Origin of the sequence: Nocardia sp. NBC_01377, from assembly GCF_045040005.1 — a bacterium.
GTDB classification, from domain to species: Bacteria; Actinomycetota; Actinomycetes; order Mycobacteriales; family Mycobacteriaceae; genus Nocardia; species Nocardia noduli.
Window position 1 is genome coordinate 3538921 of sequence record NZ_CP109566.1, and the last position, 22257, is coordinate 3561177.

Sequence of the window (22257 nt, forward strand, 5' to 3'; positions counted from 1 at the left end):
GCGTCACTCATCGGATCGTGTCGCGAATTCGGCGAGCCTGGTCGACACCACCTCGGGTTGTCCGTTGTTCTGCCGCGCGGCGGCGGTGAGCACGTCGATATGGTTGTAGCCGGGCAATTCGATGACCTCGTCGCGCGGACTACCCGAATCGGCGACCGGAATTCCACCGCTGCCACGGAAGGTCAGTATCGGATTGCGGTTCACCCCGTCGAGATGAATGTGGTTGCGTGCGAACGACGGCGCCGCGGTCTGTTGCAGGTCCAGTGACAACCGCGTCGGAAAATACCATTCGGTGAAATCCAGCGGCGGTTCGCTGAGATCGCGCGCGAGTTCGGCGATGGCGGTCACTTCGCTGCCGGGGCTGGTGTACGGGCGGGCCTCGGGCGTCGTCAGCGCCGCGATGTCGTCGTAGTCCAGCCACCGGTAGACCGTGCCGGGGGCGAACACCGTCGGCGACACCTTGGGCGCGTCGCCGAACATGCCCATCGCGAGCGGACTGTGCGCGACCGCGTCGGGAACCGGGAAGCTCTTCGGTCCGACCGGTCCCCCGCCGACGAATCCCACGCTGGTCTGGAGGAATCCGAACGGCTGGGAATTGTCGTCGAGAATCGCCCCGAGCACGGCTTCGTTGGTGGCATTCAGATCCCGCACATCCGGAACTCCGGTGGCGAAGATGCCCGCGTCCTGTGAGAGCAGTGTTCGCAATGTCGCGGCGATGTTGAGATTGTCCGGCAGCCGTCGAACGAGATCGTTGACGCCGTCGGGGTTCAGTCTTGCCGCGAGCCCGGCCAGTGCCAGGAGGTTGGTGGTCTCGGGGTTGATGACGGCGGGCAGCCGAAGGACCGGAAGGGCGGTATCCAATTGCAGCGAAATGCCTTCCACCACCGCGGCGATCGGCCCGGGCAGTTCGGGGACTTGCAGGCCGCGCAGACTCAGTCCGGCCGAGATGGTGGTGTCGAGCGCGAAATAGCCGGAGCACTGGTTGTATCCGGCGTCCTCGGTGGTGGCCGGGTCGCCGTCGAAATCCCATTCCGCGAAATAGCCCGTGACGAACCCGCCCAGCGAATGTCCGCCGCAGACGACTTTGCGCTTGCGCACCGCCGGGTCCGGGAATTCCGCGCGCAGCACATCGTATTCGTCGCGCAGTGTCTGCTCGAGTCCCTGATCGCGCAGCCATGCCGTCGCCGCGCCCTCGGCGACCCCGGCGAAGCGGCGCCCCTCCGCCTCGGCGCCGTGGAAGTAGTAGTCCGCCGCGGTGTCGAACGAACCGCTCCGCAGTGCCGCTCGGACCCCCGTATGGTCCTCCATACAGTTCGACCGCCGGTCCAGCGCCCAGAACTCGATATGGCTCCCCAGTTCGGCGGCCCGCGACACCGTGTTGCGCGCAACGCTTTCGAACGCGCCCGCGCCTTCGAAGACACCGGGCTGGGCGACCAGGACGCGATCGGCGTCGGCCGAGGAACGCGGTCCGTCGGCTGAGCGCCACCGCAGATAGGACACGGTGTCGCAGGCCGCGGGATGGGGCGGAGTCCCCGGTGGCAACGGCGCGGAGAGGGTCACCACCGAGGAGACGACGGATGTCACCGGCGACGACGACGCGTAGACCGACTCCGTCCGGCCCTGCACGTCACCGCCCGGCACCGGAGTCGCCGAGGAAACCCCCACCCCCGTACCCGCCAGCACCACCATCACCGCGAAAAGTCCATTTCGCCGCAGTCGCATCCGCCCATCCCTTCACACCGATGATCGCGATCATCGAACCGCCTGGCGAGGGGATCGGCCGGTGGTTCGGCCCGACTCTGGCACACCTCACAATTCGGACCGGGTCGAGTCGGGACCGCGCCCGGACCGCGACGGTTTCCTCGAGTTCTACCGCGATGAACTCGACCGCGCACTGCGCGATTCCCTCGAGCCAGCAGCGAACCGATCCGCACCGGTTCGATTCCAGCCGACGTCGACAATCCACTCTATGTGACCAGTCATTCCACCTCCTTCGGAATGATGTTCACCGTGCGCGCACAGAGCTACTGATGGCACTCCATGGGGCTCTCGATCTATCGCGATCCTCCGCGTGGTGGTACACATCTCGCTACGATGTTACCGACTATTCTTCAACAGAGGAGCGCAATGATGCGTACCCCACTTCGTCTCGCCGCCGCATCGGCCGCCGCGGCGACTCTCGTCGTCACCGCGGCCGGAGCGACCGCCGAACCGACCGGTTCCACCCCGGTTCCGGCGACGGCCGTGGCCGGAACCGGTTCCTCGGCGGTGGACACCGGGTCCGCGGCGGGCAATTCGGCCCTGTACTTTCTCGGACACGGCGACGTCATCGGAGTACTCGTGCTTCTGATCACCACGCCGTTCGCGATCCTGACCGGTGGCGTGTGCGATCTCGCCACCCTCTCGGCGCTGCCGAGTCCGTGCACCAAAGCGCCATGACGGACACAGCCCGTCCCGACGCGAGGTGAGTCGGTAGCCGTGACGCGACGGTGACCGCCTCCCCGACCGGGACGGACGCGCGGTCGACTCGGCCGAGACCGTCGTCACGTGCGACGATCGACGCCGGGTACGACCCGACGATCAACGGTGCGCGGGAGGCTTTCTCAGCGTCACGGTCGCCAACGCCAGGATCATGTCGTCGGCCCCGGCGTCGACGAGCCGGACGCTCACCACGCTGTGATCGGCGTCGTCGCGGATGACCGTGCCGCAGGTGCGCGCGGGCCCGACCCGGACCTGCGCGAGGAAATTCATCTGTATATCGGAGGCGACCAGTTCGGGGCGCATCGCGTTGGCCGCGTACTCCGCGAGCAGTGCCTGCACCCCACCCATGATCGTGCCGATCTGATTCGCGACGAACGGCGTGCGGTCGAGTTCGAGTTCGCCCCGCGCGGCGTCGATCACGCGGATGCCGAGGCGCGGATACAGCGCGTCCTCGATCCTCACCATGGGACGGCTGCGGATCTGCCCGATCCACCGATCGGGGGTGTACTCGTCGGCGCCGTGGGCGGCGGCACGGGGCAACCGGGCGAAGGTGACCAGGCCGCGCGCGGCCAGGGTCGGCCGCGAACGCGGATCCGCCGCGTCGATCGCCGCCGCCAGCTCGTGAAGGTCCTCGCAGCCGTTTCCGTCGTAGACATCGGCGGCCACCACGACGACCTTCTTACCGACCCGGACCAGCGTGCTGTCCACCACGATCGGACCGACGGTCACCCATCCGGCGCCGTGCAGCGAAAGGTCCTGTGTCGCGGTCCAATCGGGAGCGGCGGCCACCAGGGCGGGGTCGGAGGTCACGAAATCCATGACGGTGGCTTGGAGTCCGACCGGGGCAGTCCCGGCATGGGACCGGAGTTTGTCGGTGAGATCGCATCGCAGCAACGAGCGCGTCCGGTCCAGCTGTACCGATACCAAGCCGAAGTCGGACATGAAACTGTTCGTCTCCGACACCAGCAACTGCACGCCCTCGGTCGACGTGGCCACGCTGTTCGTCGAGCCGATTACGTTCCGGTTCGCGGGATCGCTCATGCGAGGTCACGACTGTCAGCTGAAGCGAAACGCACCGGGCCTCCTGATTTCGAACACCTATAGAAAGATCACTTCCATTTGCAAAATAACATTCTCCACACCGCTCGGTCCGATCACGTGACGCACCACCGAGCCGCCCGGAGTCGGGCGGCTCGGTGGGATACGGTGCGGTGGGTCGGCGGACGAGTATTCCTTCGCGCCGAACCCGATCAGTCCAGTCGGGAGTTGAGGATCCCCGCGATCTCGGCGATCGCCGTGGGCGCGGTCATCTCCAGGTGCTCGGCGTCGATATCGAAGTCCGAGATCCGGCCGCCGACGAAGGGCGCCCATCCCCGATGTCCCTCGGCATCGGAGCGCCTGTCCCTGGTCGCGGTGAAGTACACCAGGTCGGTGTCCACGACCGGGGGTCGCCAGGCTGCGGCAGCCCGGATCGAGAGGTTGTAGGCGGCGGTCAGGCGTTCGATCGTCGCGGCGTCGATATCGATGCCGTCACCCAGATGCCGCGCGATCTGTTCGGCGGCTTCCTCCGCCGTCGCGTCGGCACTGACGAAATCGATGCCGAGGACCGGGCCGAGATTGCTGATCAGTTCCCCGGCCGTGATGGTCGAGACGGACGAGGCGTCGATACCGCTGGATTCGGCGTCGAGCATGGCCAGCAGCGCGACCTCCTCGCCCTCGGCGCGTATCTCGGCGGCGACGGCGTGGGCGATCAACCCGCCCAGCGACCAGCCCAGTAGGTGGTACGGTCCGTGCGGCTGGACCTTTCGGATCTCCTCGAGGTACCGGTGGGCGATTTCGCCGATCGTCGTCGGACCGGGATCCTCCCCGCCGATCTGGGGCGCCTGCAACCCGTAGATCGGCCTGCCTTCGGCGACGTACTGGTCGAGTACGTGGTAGCACCAAGCCAAGCCGGAGGCGGGATGGACGCAGAACAGGGGCGCTCGTTCGCCCGCCGTTCGGATCGGCAGCAGGACATCGATCCCGAGCGCGTTCGCGGCCGAGGCATCGTGACCGGAAGGTACTCCGGATTCGATCCGCTTGGCGAGATCGGCGGGACTCGGGTCGGAGAACATCCAGCGAACCGGGATCTCGACATCGAGTACCTTCTTCAATTCGCTGACCACCTGCACCGATCGGAGCGAGTTGCCGCCCAACGCGTAGAAATCGTCGTCGGCGCCGACCCGCGCCACACCGAGCACATGCTCGAACGCGCGCGCGACCCCTTCTTCGAGCCGGGAGGACGGCGCCCTGAATTCGCCGACCGCGAGCACCGGCTTCGGCAGCCGCGAGCGGTCCAGCTTGCCCGACATCGTGAGCGGCACCGTGTCGAGAACCATGACGGTGGTCGGCACCATGTATTTGGGCAGTTTGGTCGACGCGTACGCGAGTACTTCCTCGGTGTCGACCGTCGCGCCCGCGATCGGGACGAGATAGCAGACGAGGTAGTCCACCGTGTCGGTGGCGATCACCGCCGCCACGGCGCGGGAGACGGCGTTGTGCTCGGCGAAAACCGCCTCGATCTCCCCGAGTTCGATGCGCAGGCCGCGCAGCTTCACCTGGAAATCGGTGCGGCCCAGGTATTCCAGCTCACCGCTGTGCTGCCAGCGCGCCAGATCGCCGGTGCGGTACATCCGTCCGCCCGGACCGTGCGGATCGGCCACGAACCGTTCCGAGGTCAGGCCGGGTCGTGCGGTGTAGCCCCGCGCGATCTGGGTGCCCGCCAGGTACAGTTCGCCCGCGACACCGGGCGGAACCGGCTGCAACCTGGAGTCGAGCACATAGGCTCGCGCGTTCCACACCGGTACGCCCATCGGCATACTCCCGGTATCGGTCTCGCTGACCCGATGCGCCGTCGCGTGCAGCGTGAATTCGGTCGGGCCGTACAGATTGTGCAACTCGGTCTCCGGCATCACCGGCCGCGCCGCCGCCGCGACTTCCGCGCCGAACGCCTCGCCGCCGACGAGAACCGCCCGCAGGGAATCCAGCGAATGCGTCGGCGCGGCGTCCGCGAATACCGCAAGCATGGACGGGACGAACGAGGTCAGCGTGACCCCTTGTGCGGCAATGATTTCCGCGAGATAGGCGGGATCGGTATGTCCGTCGGGGCGGGCGATCACCAGCCGCGCGCCTGCCGCGAGGGTGCCGAAGAGTTCCCACACCGAGACGTCGAAGGTCGCCGGGGTCTTCTGCAACACCACGTCCCGCGATGTCAGCGCGTAGGTCCCGCTGACCCAGCTCAACTGATTGAGCACCGAATGATGCGGTACCGCTACGCCTTTCGGCCTGCCCGTCGAGCCGGAGGTGAACATCACGTAGGCGAGGTTGTACGGCCGCAGCGGGGCGAGACGGTCGTCGTCGGCGACGGGGGCGTCGTCGAATCCGGACAGATCCAGTCCGTCCAGGGTCGACAGTTCCACCACCGCGCCCGCGGTCGCCAGCATGTACTCGATGCGCTCGGCCGGGTGGTCCGGGTCGATCGGCACGTATCCGCCGCCCGCGGCGTGGACCGCGTACATCGCGACGACCTGATCCAGCGAACGCCGCATCCGCAGCGCCACCAGCGACTCCGGGCCGACCCCGCGCGTGATCAGCCAGCGCGCCAATCGATTGACCCGCGAGGCGAACTGGGCGTAGGTCAGCGATTGATCATCGAACAGCACCGCGGTGCGGTCGGCGTAGCGCCGCGCCGCGCGGGCGAAGGCCGAGGCCAGCGTCTCGTCCGGGAGCGGATGGTCGGTCGAGTTCCACCGCACCAGCACGGCGTCCCGTTCGGCGGCGTCGAGCAGGTCGACGTCGTGCACCGGCCGCGCGGGGTCGGCCACCAGCGCGTCGAGCAACCGCAGCAGGCGGGCGATCAGTTTCGCGGCGGTGCCCGAGTCGAACAGGTCGGTCGCGTAGGTCAGTCCGCCCGTGATGCCCGAGGGTGCCCCGGTCTCGTCGTAGGTATCCGACACCGTGACCTGGAGGTCGAACAGCGAGGTACCGGTATCGGCGTCGAGTCCGGACATGGACAGTCCCGGGAGTTCGAGGTCGGTTCTGGCGAGGTTCTGGAATGCCAGCATCACCTGGAACAGGGGGTGGTACGCGTGGGACCGGGCCGGATTCAACTCCTGGACCAGCCGTTCGAACGGCACGTCGGCGTGACCGAAGGCGGCGAGGTCGTTCTCACGCACCTGCTCGAGCAGTTCGCTGAACGACATCCCCGGACGCAATCGGGTCCGCAGCACGAGGGTGTTGACGAACATGCCGACCAGACCGTCGAGTTCGGGCTCGCCACGTCCGGCGTAGGGGGTGCCGATCGTGATGTCGTCGGTGTCGGCCAGCCGCGCCAGCGTCGCGGCCAGTGCCGCGTGGAACACCATGAACAGCGTCGTGTTGTGCGCCCGCGCGATCCGCTGCAATCCGGCGTGCAGGTCGGCGTCGATATCGATCGGGATGCTCACGCCCGCGTAGGACGGGCTCGGTGGCCGCGGCCGGTCCGTCGGAAGTTCCAGCAGCGCTGGCATATCGGCCAATTGCCGCGTCCAGTAGTCGATCTGGGCGCGCAGCAGCGATTCGGGGTCGTCCTCGGTGCCGAGCACGGCGTGCTGCCAGATCGAGTAGTCCGCGTATTGCACCGTGAGCGGCGCCCAGCCGGGCGCTTCGTCCAGCAGCCGGGCCTCGTAGGCGACCATCATGTCCCGCGCGAGCGGCCCGAGCGAGGACCCGTCACCGGCGATGTGGTGCATCACCACGGCCAGCACCCACTCCTCGGCTCCGAGTTCGAACAGCCGGACCCGGAACGGCACCTCGGTGGTCACGTCGAACGGTGTCGCCAGCAGGTCCGAGACCGCTTGCGCCAGTTCGATGTCGGCGACCCGGGTCACGGTCATCGTCGGCGCGACGGCTTCGGCAGCGGGAAGGACGAGTTGGACGGGTTCGCCCGCGATCTCGGGATAGACGGTCCGCAGTACCTCGTGCCTGGTGACGACGTCACCGACCGCGGCGTGCAGGGCGTCGATCTCCAGTCGCCCGGACAGGCGCAGCACGATCGGGATGCTGTAGGCGGGCGATTCGGGCTCGAACCGGTTCAGGAACCACATCCGCTGCTGCGCGTACGACAGCGGGATATGTCGCGGGCGCGGCTGCGCGGTCAGCGCCAGCCGGGCGGTGTCGGTGTGGGTTTCGGCGCGCGCCGCCAATTTCTCGACGGTCGGTGCCTCGAAGATCATCGACACCGGCACATTCGTGTCGAGCGCGGCGCCGATCCGCGCGGCGACACGGGTCGCCACCAGACTGTTGCCGCCCAGGTCGAAGAAGTCGTCGTCCGCGCCGACCGCGCGTCCGATGCCGAGCATCTCGGAGAACACTCCGGCCACGATCTCCTCCACGGGCGAGGCCGGTGCGCGGAACTGCTTGACCGCGACGATCGGGGCGGGCAACGCCCTGCGATCGAGTTTTCCGCTGGGCGAGAGAGGGATCTCGTCGAGGACGACGACCGCGGCGGGCACCATGTACGGGGGCAGGGCCTCGGCCAGTTCCGCACGCAACCGCTCACCCGAGACCGTGGCGTCCGCGACAGGCGCCACATACGACACCAACATCAGCGGTGCCACGCCGTCACGCCGAGGCACGGTCACGGCGAATCCCACGTCCGCGTGTGCGCCGAGTAGCGCGTCGATCTCGCCGAGCTCCACGCGGAACCCGCGGATCTTCACCTGGAAATCGTTGCGTCCCAAGAACTCCAGGTCGCCGCCGGTATTCCACCGCACCACGTCACCGGTGCGGTACAGCACCCGCCCCGGTGCGCCGAAGGGGTGCGCCACGAACCGCGCGGCCGACGTGCCCGGCCTGTTCAGATATCCGCGCGCGAGCGCCGGGCCCGCCAGATACAACTCGCCGCTCACCCCGGTGGGGACCGGCCGCAGCCGGTTGTCCAATACCAGGGCCTGCATCGCGGGCAACGGTGCGCCGATCGTCGACGGCTCACCCGGGCGCAGCGGTTCGGTCGCCGAGGCGACGATCGTGGTCTCGGTCGGCCCGTACAGCACTCGGAACTGTCTGGCTCCCGCGCTGTCGGTGCCGACCCAGCGGTTGATCAGGTCCGTCGGGACCTCGTCACCACCGGACATCACCACCCGCAGGTCGTCGAGCCCCGCCGGATCCACCGAGGCGAGCGCGGCAGGGGTGACGAAAGCGTGCGTGATCCGCCGCGCGCGCAGCAGTTCGGCCAGTTCGTCGCCACCGCGCATCTCCGAGGGCGCCACCACCAGTGCGGCGCCCGCCCCGACCGCTAGCAGGATTTCCAGCAGTGAGGCGTCGAAAGAGGGCGACGCGAAATGCAGCACCCGGGAGTCGGGTCCGAGTTCGGAATCCGCGCGTTGCGCCGTGAGGTAGTCGGCGATGCCGGCATGGGTCACGGCGACGCCTTTGGGCACACCGGTGGAACCCGAGGTGAAGATCACCCAGGCCACGTTCGAGGTGCGCAGCGGGCGCAGCCGCTCCCCCTGCTCGACCGGCGCGCCGTCCAGCGCGTCGACCCGCGCCGACACCGCGGGGTCGTCGACGACGATCCATTCCATCGAATCGGGCAACGTGGCCCGCGCCGAGGACACTGTCACCCCGAGTGCCGCCCGCGAATCCGCCACCATCTGCTCGATCCGGGCGGCCGGGTAGCGAGGATCGACCGGAACGTAGGCCGCACCCGATTTCACCACCGCCCACCACGCGACCACCGATTCCAGCGACCGCGCGACGGCGACGACGACGGGGCGGTCAGGTCCGGCCCCGGCACGGATCAGCTTCCGCGCCAATCGATTCGACCGCTCGTCGAGTTCGGCGTAGGACAGTTCGACGTCTCCCGCCACCAGTGCGAGGCCGTCACGATTGTCCCGCACGGCCGAGGCGAACACCTCCGGCAACAGTGTCGGCGCGGTCGCCGCGTGCGGACCGACCCGCGACAGCAGCGCGGACCGTTCGTCGTCGGCGAGCCAATCGATATCCCCGACGGCTACCGTCGGGTCGTCGGCGACTGCTTCCAGGACCCGCAGCAACCGCGCGACGAATCCCACCACCGTCGCCTCGTCGAACAGATCTCGAGCGAACATCATCATGCCCGAGATTCCCTGTGTCACCCCGGCTTTCGCGTACGAGTCGGAGACGATCAATTGCAGGTCGAACTGCGATATCCCGGAGTCGAAATCGGCCCGCGACACCGCGACGTCGGGGAGTACGACCTCGACGGTCGACATATTCTGGAATGCCAGCGCGACCTGGAACAGCGGATGTTGTGCCTTCGAGCGCACCGGATTGAGTTCCTCCACCACCCGCTCGAACGGCACATCGGCGTGTTCGAACGCCTGGAGGTCGGTTTCCCTGATCCGTCGCAGCAGGTCGGCGAAGGCTTCGTCGCCTCGCAGCGGAGTCCGCAGTGCCAGGGTGTTCACGAACATTCCCACCAGCGCGTCGAGCCCCGGTTCACCCCGGCCCGCGACCGGCGTGCCGATCACGACGTCGTCGCTGTCGCTCAAACGCCCGAGGACCACCGCCAGCGCGGCGTGCACCACCATGAACAGCGACGATCCGCGCGAACGTGCCAGCGCGAGCAGTCGACCGTGCAGTCTCGCCCCGATCTCCACCGGCACCCGGCCGCCCGCCAGCGACGCCACCGCGGGGCGGGGCCGGTCCGCGGGCAGGTCCAGTCGATCCGGGGCCTCGGCCAGCGTCGAACGCCAGAACGCAAGTTGCGCGTGCATCGACGATTCCGGATCCTCGTCCGCGCCGAGCACCTGGCGTTGCCACAGCGCGTAGTCGGCGTACTGCACCTCGAGCGGCTCCCACACCGGCGCGTGTCCGGCCAGACGCGCCGCGTAGGCGGCCATCACGTCCCGTGCCAGCGGACCCATCGACTGGCCGTCACCGGCGATGTGATGGACGACGAGCACCAGCATGAACTGTCCGATGCCGCCTTCGGTCTCCTGGTCGACCTCGAACAGTCCGACCCGCATCGGCACCTGGGTGGTCACGTCGAATCCACGCTGTACGAATTCGCCGACGACCTCCCTGACCGAATTCGCGGACACGCGCGTGGTCTCCACGACCAGTTGCGGATCATCGAGTACCGACTGTCGCGGCTCACCGGCCGTCTCCGGATAGATCGTGCGCAGCACCTCGTGGCGTCCGATCACGTCGGCCAGCGCCGCTTCCAGGGCCGAGGTGTCCAATTGTCCCGACAGCCGCAGCATCACCGGGATGTTGTACGCGGCCGACTCCGGCTCCAAGCGGTTCAGGAACCACATCCGCTGCTGCGCCAGCGACAGCGGCACCGGGTCGGGCCGCACCGTCGCGGTCAGCGGAACCCGGCCACCGCCGCTGAGCGATTCGGCGAGTTCGGCCAGATCCTTGACGGTCGGCGACTCGAACAGCGACCGCACCGGAACCCGGACCTCCAGGGCGGCGCCGACCCGCGCCGCCACCAGCGACGCGGTCAGCGAATCACCACCGAGGGCGAAGAAGTCGTCGTCCACGCCGACCTGATGGATATCGAGCACCTGCTCGAAGGCGGTCGCGACGACGGCTTCCAGCCACGTCGACGGCGCCCGGAATTCCCGCACGGCGAAGACCGGTTCCGGGAGACGGTCCCGATCCAGCTTCCCGGTCTGGGTCAGCGGAACCTCGTCGAGCACCATGACGGCGGCGGGCACCATGTAGGCGGGCAGCACCTCGGTCAGCGCCGTGCGCAACTGCTCGCCGGACAGGGTGGTCCCCGGCGACGGCGTCACATACGACACCAGGATCGACGGGCGGCGATCATCACTGCGCGGCACGGTGACCGCGAACGCCACGTTCGCGTGCGCACCCAGCGCCGCGTCGATCTCGCTCAGCTCGACCCTGGTGCCACGGACCTTCACCTGGAAATCGTTGCGGCCCAGGAATTCCAATTGGTCGTCGGCGTTTCGCCGCACCATATCGCCGGTCCGGTACATCGGACGTCCCGGCTCGCCGAACGGGCAGGCGACGAACCTCGCGGCGGTGAGTCCGGGCTTGCCGATGTATCCCTCGGCCAGTCCCGGCCCGAACAGATACAGCTCACCCGCGACACCGAGTGGCACCGGACGCAGCCAGGTGTCGAGCACCACGGTCGCGACGGGTCCGACCGGGCCGCCGATGGTGATCGGCACGCCCGGCTTGAGCGCTTCGCTCGCGGTGGCCCAGATGGTCGACTCGGTCGGGCCGTAGAGGTTGACCATGGTCCGGTCCGGCGCCCACCGATCGACCAGTTCCGGTCCGACCGCTTCGCCGGCCGTCGCCAGTACGCGCAACCCGTCGAGGCCATCGCGCGGGACCGTCGCCAGCGCCGACGGTGTCAGCACCGCGTGTGAAACCTGCTCTCGCCGGATCAGATCCGCGAGTTCGCGACCGCCGAAGACCTCCGGCGGCGACAGCACCAGCCTGCCGCCGGAGCCGTGCGCCATCAACAGTTCGAAGATCGAGGCGTCGAAGCTGGGCGAGGCGACCTGGAGCACCGTCGACGCGCGGTCGACGCCGAGTAGTTTGCGTTGCGCCGCGACGACATCGCCCAGACCCCGATGACCGAGCAGCACGCCCTTGGGTGTTCCGGTCGAGCCGGAGGTGTAGATGACGTACGCGGTGCGATCGATCCTGATCGGACCGCCGCGATCGGCATCGGTGATCGGGGCGTCGGACACCGACGCCATGCCCCCGAGGGTGTCCGCGTCGTCGACGATCAGCCAGTCGACGACATCGGGCAGGGATTTCCTGGCGGCGGTGACGGTCAGCCCCAGCGACGCGCCGGAGTCCGACAGCAGGAATCCGATGCGTTCGGCGGGCAGATTCGGATCGATCGGCACGAACGCGGCACCCGCTTTCGCGGCGGCCCAGATCGTGACGATCCCCTCCAGCGAGCGCGGGAACGCGCAGGCGACGACCGCCGGGCGTCCACCGGTGCGCCGCAGCAGGATTCGGGCGAGGCGGTTGGAGCGCTCGTCGAGTTCGCCGTAGGTGGTCGCGACCTCACCGCATGTCACGGCGATCGCGGTGGGTTCGCGGGATGCGGAGCCCACGAGGATGTCGGGCAGCGGCACGGGGTGGACGTGTTCGACCGCGGTGGGCCACGACGGGCCCGGTTCGTCCAGTGTGATCGCGCCGAGCCGGGTGCCCGGTTGCGCGGCGACCCGGTCCAGCAGTTCGACGAACCGGTCGAGGATCTCTCGCGCTCGCGCCGTGTCGAATTCGTCCACGAGGAACCGGAGGGTGATCTGCAAACCCTGCGCGTTGCCGTTGTCGGCGGGCTGTGGCGCGACGACCAGGCTCAACGGATACGGAGTGGCGTCGATGCCGGTGATGTCGTCGATACGCAGACCGGCGGATTCCACGAGGTGCTGTAGCGCACCCTGGTGCAGAGGGAAGGACTGGTAGGCCAGCGCGGTGTCGAAGAGTTCGGACACCCCGACGCTGCGATGGATGTCGGGCAGACCGATGTAGTGGTGGTCCAACATGGCGGCGTGCTGTTCCTGGATGTGAACCAGCAACTGCCGCAACGAGAGATCCGGTTCGAGCCGCACCCGGACGGGCACCGTGTTCAGGAACATACCCAGCGTCTGCTCGACCCTGGGCAACTCCGGCGGCCTGCCCGACACGGCCGAGCCGAAGATCACTTCGCTGTCACCGGTCAGTACCCGCAGGTTCAGTGCCCAGGCCGCGGCCAGAGCGGTGTTGATGGTGACGGCCGCTTCGGCCGCGACCGCGCGCAACTGCCCGAACCGCTGCGCCGACAGCTCGGCGCCGATCTCGGCCGCCGCCGTCGAACCGCCGGCGGCGCCGCGACGGGCGACGCGGGTGGGTGAGTCGATATCCGAATAGGCGCGCGCCCACGCGGCTCGGGAGGCGGCGGCATCCTGTCGACGCAACCAGGCGAGGTAGTCCCGGTAGGAGGGGGCGGGTCCGGTCGCCTCGATCTGCGACGGAGATCCGTAGTACTCGAGCAGTTCACGCATCAGCAGCGGCATCGACCAGCCGTCGAGGATCACGTGATGATTGGTGACGAGCAACCGGAACGTACCGGCATCGACACGGATCAGGGTGAACCGGATCAACGGCGGAGCCGCGAGGTCGAAGCCCGCCGCGGCGTCCGCGGCGGCGAAAGCGGCGATGTCGGTGGGAGATTCCGTATCGCCGACCTCGGTCAGATCGACATCCCGGAACGGGACGTCGGCGTGGTTCAGCACGATCTGGCACGGCCCGGCGGCCGTCTCGGTGAACGCGGCCCGCAGGATGTCGTGCCGGTCGACGAGCGCTTGGGCGGCGCGGCGCAGGCGCTCACCGTCGACCTCGCCGGAGAAGCCGATCATCGTCTGCACGGTGTAGTTGTCGACTGCGTCCTGGTCGAACATCGAGTGGAAGTGGATGCCGGACTGCATCGGCGACAGCGGCCACACGTCGGCCAGCGCACGATACCGCTGCTCGAGTCGTTCGATATCGGGTTGCGCGAGGGCCACGAGCGGGAAATCCGAGGGCCGGTACGCGCGTGCCTCGCCGCGGTGGCCGGTCCGATGCAGGGGCCGTTCCTCTATCGGCACGGGAGCCGGTTCGCCGCGCGCGATCGCGGCGAGGGCGGCGACCGTCTTGCCCTCGAACACATTTCGGGGAGTGATGGTGAGTCCGGCGGATCTGGCCAGGGCCACCAACCGCATCGAGACGATGCTGTCGCCGCCGAGAGTGAAGAAGTTGCTGTCCGCCGAGACGTTCTCCAGATGCAGCACATCCGCGAACAACTGCGCCATGAGATGTTCGGCGGGCGTCGACGGCGGCCTGCCGCCCTCGCTCTCCGAACGGAAGGCGCGCTCGCGCAGCGCCTTACGGTCGATCTTGCCGGTCGGGGTGAGCGGCATCGAATCCAGTTCCACGATCGCCGTCGGGTTCATGTAATGGGCGAGGGTGTCGGCGAGGTCTTCGTGCAACGCCCGCACGTCGAGCGTGGCGCCCGACGCGGCGACGATGTAGGACACCAGGACGGGCTGACCCGCCGGTCCCTGCTGGGCGACGGTGGCGACGCTGGACACCGCGCCGTGACGCGCCAGGTGGGCGTCGACATCGCCTGGTTCGATCCGCAGGCCGTGGATCTTGACCTGCTGGTCGTTGCGGCCGAGGTAATCCAGTTCCAATCCGTCCTGGCCACGGACCCAGCGCACGGAATCGCCGGTGCGGTAGATCCGCTCACCGCCTGCCGAGCGCGGGTCGGCGACGAATCGGGACGCGGTCACCCCGGGGCGATCGAAATAGCCTCGGGCGAGTCCCGGTCCGCCGAGATAGAGTTCGCCGACCACCCCGACCGGCACCGGACGCATCCACATATCGAGGACCGTCGCCGTGACACCGCGGATCGGACGCCCGATCGTCACCGGTTCACCGGGCCGCAGCACCTCCGAACCGGTTGCCCAGATGGTGGTTTCGGTGGGTCCGTAGTGATTCATCAGCCTGCGCCGCGGCGCCCACCGGTTCACGGTGTCCGATCCGGTCGCCTCACCGACGACCGCGATGGCCCGCAGCGACGGCAGTCCGGACGGATCCATCGTATTGAGTGCCGACGGGGTGATGATGGCGTGCGAAACCTTCTCCGCCCGAATCAGTTCCGCGAGATCACTGCCCGCGTACACGTGCGGCGGCGCCACCACGAGGCAGGCGCCGCTGCTGTGGGCGAGCAGTACCTCCGACAGGCAGGCGTCGAAGCCCGGCGAGGCGACCTGGAGGACCGCCGAATCGGCGTCCGCGCCGAAGGCTTCCGCTTGTGCGGCGACGAGATCGGCCAGACCTCGGTGACTCAGTTCGACCGCCTTCGGCTTGCCCGTCGATCCGGACGTGTAGATCATGTAGGCCGCGTTGTCGGGCCGCAGCTCGCCCGCCACCACGGGTTCGCCGGTCGAGCGGTGCACGGCGGGCATATCGTCCAGGTACAACCAGTCGACCGATTCCGGAAGGCGCGAGGCGACAGCGTCGACCGTCATCCCGAGTGTGCTCCCGGAGTCGGACAGCAGCTCCGCGATCCGTTCGGGCGGGTTACCCGGATCGAGCGCCACGAAGGCGGCGCCGGTCTTCGCCACGGCCCAGATCGCCACGACCAGTTCGACCGATCGGGGAACGGCCAGGGCGACGAACGACTCGGGACGGGCACCACGGTCGATCAATTCGGCGGCTGCCCGGTCAGCGCGGTGTTCCAGCTCGCGATATGTCAGCGCGATATCACCGCAGCGCACCGCCGGCGCGTCCGGATACCGGCACGCGGTCGCGGACAGGATGTCGCGCAGGGTGAGTTCCTCCGCGGGCGAGCCGCTTTCGATCGACAGCAGTTCGGCGCGTTCGGAATCCCAGCACGAGGCGACGGCCGCGACCTTCTCGGCGGGATCGGTGACGATCTGCCGCAGGATCAATTCGTACCGTTCGAGCAGCGTGCGGGCCTCCTGCGGCCCGAGCCGGTCGGTGGCGAATCGCAATGTCACCAGGTAGCAGCCGGGCTCGCCCGGGTCGGACCGGCCCGCGCGCACCGGACGCGGCGGGGTCACCTGCAAACTCAGCGGATACGGCGTGGCATCGTGGGCGACCAGATCGACGAATTGCAGTCCGGCGTCGGCGAGACTGCGCTTCAATCCCTCCCGGTCGAGCGGATAGGACTCCAGCACCGTCACCGTGTCGAACATGTCGGCGATCCCGGTGGCGCGCTGCAACTCCGACAGACCGATGTGCAGGTGATCCAGCATGGCGGCCTGCTCGGATTGCGCGCGCACGAGCAGTTCGGCCACGGTTTCGTCGGGGTCGAGCCGGACCCGCACCGGCAGCGTGTTGATGAACAGACCGATCATGCGCTCGATACCGGGGATCTGCGGCGGGCGGTTCGACACGGTATTGCCGAAGACCACATCCGACCGTCCGGTCATGACCGTGAGCAGCAGCGACCACGCCACCTGTAGCGAGGTGTTGGCGGTGACTCCGTGGGAGCGGCCGAGGCCGAACACCGCGGCGGTGGTCTCCGGATCGAGGCTCAGGTCGACTTCGCCGTTGCGGGCGGTGACCGTGCGATCCGGCCTGCCCGTGACCCGCGTCGGGCTCTCGATCCCGGCGAGCATCTGCCGCCACGCGTTCGTCGCGGCCTCACCGTCCTGTGCGTGCAGCCACTGTAGATAGTCCCGGTAGGAGCGCATCTGCGCGAGTTCGGCCGCGCCGCCGTCGGATATGTAGTACGCGAGCAGATCGTGGACGATCAGCGGCATCGACCAGCCGTCGAGGACGATGTGGTGGTTGGTGATGAGTAGCTGGAACTCCTCGTCGGCCACGCGGATGAGATGGAATCGCACCAGCGGCGGACGGGCCGGATCGAACGACTCCGTCGCCGCGGTGGCCAGTCGCCGTAGTTCGCGCTCGCGGTCTCCGGCATCGCCGATATCGGTGATATCCGATTGCCGCCAATCGACCCGGACATCGCGCAACACGATCTGGCGCGGCCCGTCGCTGCTCTCCACGAACGCGGCCCGCAGGCTGTCGTGCCGGTCGATGAGTGCCTGGGCGGCCTGGCGCATCCGTTCGGCGTGCACCTTCCCGCCGAGGGTGAGCGCGGCCTGCACGATGTAGCCGTCGACGCCGTCACCGTCGTAGATGGCGTGGAACAGCAGTCCGGACTGCAACGCGGTCAGCGGCCACACGTCGGTCATCGACGGGTATTCCCGCAGCCAGCGGTCGATATCGTCCTGCGTGGCCTCGACCAGCGGGAAGTCCGAGGCGGTGAATCCGCCCGCGGTGTCGGAGCGCGCGTGCCGGGCCAGCGCGCCCAGCGCCCGCACCCACAGATCGGCGAGTTCCTCGACATCGGCGGCGGGCAGCACCTGTGCGGCGTATTCCCAGGTCGCGTCGAGTTCGAGCCCGTCGGGGCCCTGTTCGGCGATCGCGTTGATATCGAGTACGGCGGCCAGCGCCATCCGGGGATCGGTCGTCGCGGTGAGCGCGTCGAATTCGGCGGTCGGCGCCCACGGTCCCGAATATTCGTGCGCGGCAACGCGTCCCAGGTAGTTGACGCTGATCTGGGGTTCCGGTGAACTCCCGAGTTCGGCGTGCCCCCGCGGGTCGAGGGCGCGCAGCATCCCGTAGCCGATGCCGTTGTCCGGCACCGCCCGTAACTGTTCCTTCACCTGCTTGATCGCCAGTCCCGCGGCCTCGCCGCCGGCGAACGCGTCGTCCAGGTCGATGTCGCGCAGGGCGAGCCGGACCGGGAATCGGGTGGTGAACCAGCCGACGGTGCCGACGAGATCGGCCCCCGGCACGGCCTGTTCCTCGCGCCCGTGACCCTCCAGCGAGATGACCTCACCGCCGACGGTCATATCCCGCGTCCGCCGCCACCGTGCCAGGGCCAAGGCGAGCGCCCCGAGCAGCGCGTCGTTGGCGCCGCCGTGGAAGCGGGCCGGGATCGTGGTGAGGACCGCCTCGGTGACCTCGGCCGGGAGACGCAGCCGGATCTTGCCCGCCGTGTCCCCGGTATCGCGATCCGGATCGAGCGGTCGGGCACCGAGAAGCTGATCGCCCTGGGCGAGAACCGCTTTCCACCGTTCGAGTTCCGCCGAGCGCCGTTCGGGCAGTTGTTCGACCAGACCGTGGGACCACCGGCGGACCGAGGTCGTCGCGGCGGCGAAACGCGGGTCGCCGCCCTCGCGGATCTGCTGCCACGCCTGCGCGAGGTCGGTGAGGATGATGCGCCACGACACCGCGTCGACCGCGAGATGGTGGACGACCAGCCACAACAGATCGGGGGCGGTGCCGTCGCGATCGCTCATCCAGACGAATTGCGTGAGCACACCGGCACGGGGATCGAGCCGGTCGGCGGCCGCCTGGAGATACGCGTCGATTTCCGCGGCATCGCGCCGGTCGAGGTCGACGCGGACCAGGGCGGCGTCGATGTCCACCGATCCCGGTTCGCCCACCTCGAGGTGCGGGTCATCGGAGTCGATGCCGCACAGCACCGCGCGCAGGATGTCGTGGTGGTCGATCACCGCGGTCAGCGCGCGCACGAGCTCCGCGCGCTCGATTCCGTCCGGGAGTTCGATGAGCGCGGCCTGGGTGAACCGGTCGAAATGCCCTCGCTCAAGCATCGCGTGCATGATCGGCGACAGCGGCATCGCCCCGACACCGCCGCCGGGCAGTTCGACCAGACGCTGATCGGCTCCCGCGTCGGTGGCGGTGGCGGCCAGGGCCGCGACGGTCTTGTGCGAGAACACATCCTGTGTGGAGAACGCCAGACCCGCGGCCTTGGCGCGCGCCACCAGCTGGATCGACAGGATACTGTCACCGCCCAGCGCGAAGAAACTGTCGTCCGCGCCGACCTGCTCCACGCCGAGTATCTCGGCGAACAGCGCCGCCAGCACCGTCTCCCCGGGGGTGGCGGGCAGTCTGCTCGCCGATTCGGAGCGGAAGACAGGTTCGGGCAACGCGTTTCGGTCGACCTTGCCGAACGCGTTCACCGGGAGGCTGTCCATCGGCAGGATCACCGCGGGAACCATATGCGGCGGCAGGGACTCGCGCGCGAACCGCTCGAGTTCGGTCGGATCGACCCGACGGCCGCGCACCGCGACCACATAGGAGGCGAGCACGGTCACGCCCGCGTTGTTGCGCAGCGGCACGGTGACCGACAGATCCACATCCTGGTGTCCGGCGAGCGCCGCATCGATTTCGCCCGGTTCGATCCGGTATCCGCGGATCTTCACCTGGAAGTCGGTGCGGCCCATCAACTCCAGCGTCATCGCCGAACCCTCGCCCGCCCAGCGCGCGATATCGCCGGTCCGGTACATCCGGTCCCCCGAACCGCCGTACGGATTCGCGACGAAACGGGCCGCGGTCTGGTCGACGAGGTGACTGTAGCCGCGCGCCGAGCCGGGGCCGGACAGATACAGCTCGCCCGCGGTGCCCTTCGGCACCGGTTGCAGGGTGCGGTCGAGGATCATGGCCGATACGCCACGAATGGGGGTGCCGACGGTCGGTTCGCCGTCGGGTTCCATGACCGCGCCCGCGGCGGTCACGGTCGTCTCGGTGGGCCCGTACTCGTTGTGCATGGCACAGGTTCGTGCCCACCGCTCGATGACATGCGGCGGGCAGGCGTCGCCGCCGACCACCACCACGCGCAGATCGGTCAGCCGACCCGGATCCACGGTGGCCAGCATCGCCGGTGTCAGCGTCAGGTGGGTCACGCCTTCGTCGGCGAGCAGTGCGGTCAGTTTCTCGCCACCGATCACCTCGGGCGGCACGATCACCAGCGTCGCGCCGTTCGCGAAGCAGGTCAGGAACTGTTCCATCGAGGCGTCGAAGCTGGGCGACAGCGCGTAGGACACCCGCGAGGACGCGTCGAGACCGTACGCCTCGGTCCGGTCGGCGACGAGATTGGCGATGCCGGTGTAGGTGACCTGTACCCCCTTCGGCACTCCGGTCGATCCCGACGTATAGGTCATATAGGCGAGGTTGGCCGCCCGCAGCGGGCGGATCCGCTCCTCGTCGCGGATCGGGCCCGCCGCGGCGTCGGCGCAGCTCCGCACGGTGTCGATATCGTCGAGAACCACCCTGTGCACCGAATCCGGTAGTCGTTCGCCGTAGGCACCGAGGGTGATCACCGCTCGCGCGCCGCTGTCGGCGATCATGTGCTCGATACGTTTGCGCGGATACTCCGGATCCACCTGCACGATCCCGGCCCCGGCCTTCGCGACCGCCCACACCGCCGTGACCGATTCGACCGAGCGTCGCAGCACGATCGCCACCACCGTGTCCGGGCCCGCCCCTTCGGCGATCAGCTGCCGCGCCAGTTGGGAGGATCGGGTGTCGAGCTCGCCGTAGGTCACGGTTCGCCCGCTCGACATGATCGCGATCGCGCGCGGATCGCGCTGCGCGCTGTAGGCGAGGATGTCCGGGAGCAGCCGGGTTCCGATGCTGCGCGGACCGCGCACGGGCAGCAGCGCCGACCGTTCTTCGGGCTCGAGCAGGGGCAGGCGGCTGACCTGGTGGTCCGCGCCGCCCGCGAGGAAGTTGTGCAGGAACATCACGAAGCGCCTGTGGTGTCCCGCGAGTTCGTCCGGGCTGTAGACGTTCGGATTGCCCTGGAAATCGATGTGGGTGCTGTCCTTGCCCGCGCCCGGGTAGATGTTGACGAACAGATCGGCGGTGGGTCCCGAGGTCAGGACGTTCAGGCGGCCGGTCGTCTCACCGAGCACCATCTCGTTCTCGAGCATCATGAGGTTCACGGCGGGGCCGAAGGACGCGGCCTCGTCGCGCGCGATCCCCATGTCGTGGAAGATGTCCTCCTGGCGGTAGCGCTGCCGACGAAGCGCACTGGTCAGCTCGCCCTGAGTGGCGGCGGTCACCGCACCGACGGTGAGGCCCGCGATCGGCACACGCAATGGGACGACATTGGCGACCATGCCACCCGAGCGTCGCAGCACCGCCGAATGCCGGCCCGAGATCGGCAGGCTCAGCAGTACCTCGTCGCTACCGGTCATCCGGGCGAGGTAGGTCGCGAAGGCCGCGACGATGATCGGCGCGACGCTCGTGCCGCGGTCCAGCACGGCGGCGTCGAGTAGTTTCGCGGTGTCCTCCGGCAGCGGGACGCTGACGAGGATCGGATGAATCGTGGGTTTGCTGACGCGACCGGCGAGGCTCACCACCGGCGGCGCGCCCGCCAGATGTTCGGTCCAGTACTTGCGGTCGTTCTCGAATCGTGTCGAACCCCGGTAGGTCAGATCCTGCTCGATGACATCGGCGAGATCGTCCGCCGTCGACGGCGGAGCTTCTTCTCCATGTACCCAAGCGTTGTACAGCTGGCGAATTCGGTGCATTATCGTGACCGCCGCGTAGCCGTCCAGGGCGATGTGGTGCGCGCGCTGATACCAGAGGAAATGATTCTCGCCGACCCGGTACACGACGCAGGTCATGAGACGGTCGCTCAGCAAATCCAGCGGGTTCGAATAGTCCTCTACCATCAGCCGATGCGCGGTCGCCACCGGATCGACGTAACGACGCAAATCCGTGACCGCTACGGCGGGCTCTTGTGTCAGATCGACGAACTGACGCGGTTCGCCGTCGACTTCGATGAGACGTAGATGCCCCGACCCGAATTCTCGACCGGCGGTCTTGCAGGCCTCGACAAGTAATTCGGGTTTCAATTCGCCAACGATCTCGACATATTGTGCAACGGATATCGGGGAGGCGCCCGCGAGATGTTGCGCGAACCATATTCCCCGCTGTGCCGCGGACAGACGAAGCACATCGAAGGATGCATCGTTCATGGATCCATTGCCGCTGCGCGCTTCGGAACCGTTGCCGGAAATCATTTGACCGGAAAATTCGGATGAGCCGGCCTGCGATGAGTTGGACCGCCCGGAACGGCTGTCGAAGTTACGCTGGGACGTGGTCATCTGACCTCCATGCATTCATCATTTGCGGAGCGAACGGCCCTCGGGAGTCACTGGCGACCCCTGACCGCCCCGGACGCGTCATTCGCGCAGGCCGAGGACGGAATCAGCACGATTCGAGAGCTCGCGACGCCACCCGGAGGTCAGGGCCTCGGTGGCTGGAGAACGTGAGGCGACCGTGGGCGGGTTCGGCCGGAGGCCATCACCCGCGTCGAATCGTCACGAATGCGAATGTTTGAGTCGTACGCGGCGATTCCAGCGTCGACCGTCGGCGGTCGACGCGCGAACCCGGTCGTACGGGTCGCCG

Annotated in this window: 4 protein-coding genes; 1 reads left to right on the forward strand and 3 read right to left on the reverse strand. The window is 68.3% G+C overall.

The annotated features are described in order from the left end of the window. Positions 1 to 3: 3 nt before the first annotated feature. A complete protein-coding gene (locus OG225_RS16300; protein ID WP_405182431.1) occupies positions 4 to 1722 on the reverse strand; it encodes a hypothetical protein in 1719 nt (572 codons plus the stop codon). A 405-nt stretch (positions 1723 to 2127) separates the two neighbouring features. Between OG225_RS16300 and OG225_RS16305 the strand changes: the two genes are divergently transcribed. Next, the gene (locus OG225_RS16305; RefSeq protein ID WP_405182432.1) at positions 2128 to 2439 is read left to right on the forward strand and encodes a hypothetical protein; all 312 of its coding nucleotides are present in this window, start codon (positions 2128 to 2130) and stop codon (positions 2437 to 2439) included. Between the two features lie 141 nt (positions 2440 to 2580). Here the strand turns inward: OG225_RS16305 and OG225_RS16310 are convergent, their stop codons facing one another. Beyond that, positions 2581 to 3477, reverse strand: a complete 897-nt coding sequence (locus OG225_RS16310; RefSeq protein ID WP_405182433.1) for a PaaI family thioesterase — start codon at positions 3475 to 3477, stop codon at positions 2581 to 2583. Between the two features lie 254 nt (positions 3478 to 3731). Next, on the reverse strand, positions 3732 to 21824 hold the full coding sequence (locus OG225_RS16315) for an amino acid adenylation domain-containing protein (protein ID WP_405182434.1): 18093 nt from the start codon (positions 21822 to 21824) through the stop codon (positions 3732 to 3734). Positions 21825 to 22257: the final 433 nt, after the last annotated feature.

Coding starts and splice junctions, on each gene's coding strand:
- OG225_RS16300 (WP_405182431.1), bottom strand. CDS start 1,722: ATGCGACTGCGGCGAAATGGACTTTTCGCGGTGATGGTGGTGCTGGCG.
- OG225_RS16305 (WP_405182432.1), top strand. CDS start 2,128: ATGATGCGTACCCCACTTCGTCTCGCCGCCGCATCGGCCGCCGCGGCG.
- OG225_RS16315 (WP_405182434.1), bottom strand. CDS start 21,824: ATGAACGATGCATCCTTCGATGTGCTTCGTCTGTCCGCGGCACAGCGG.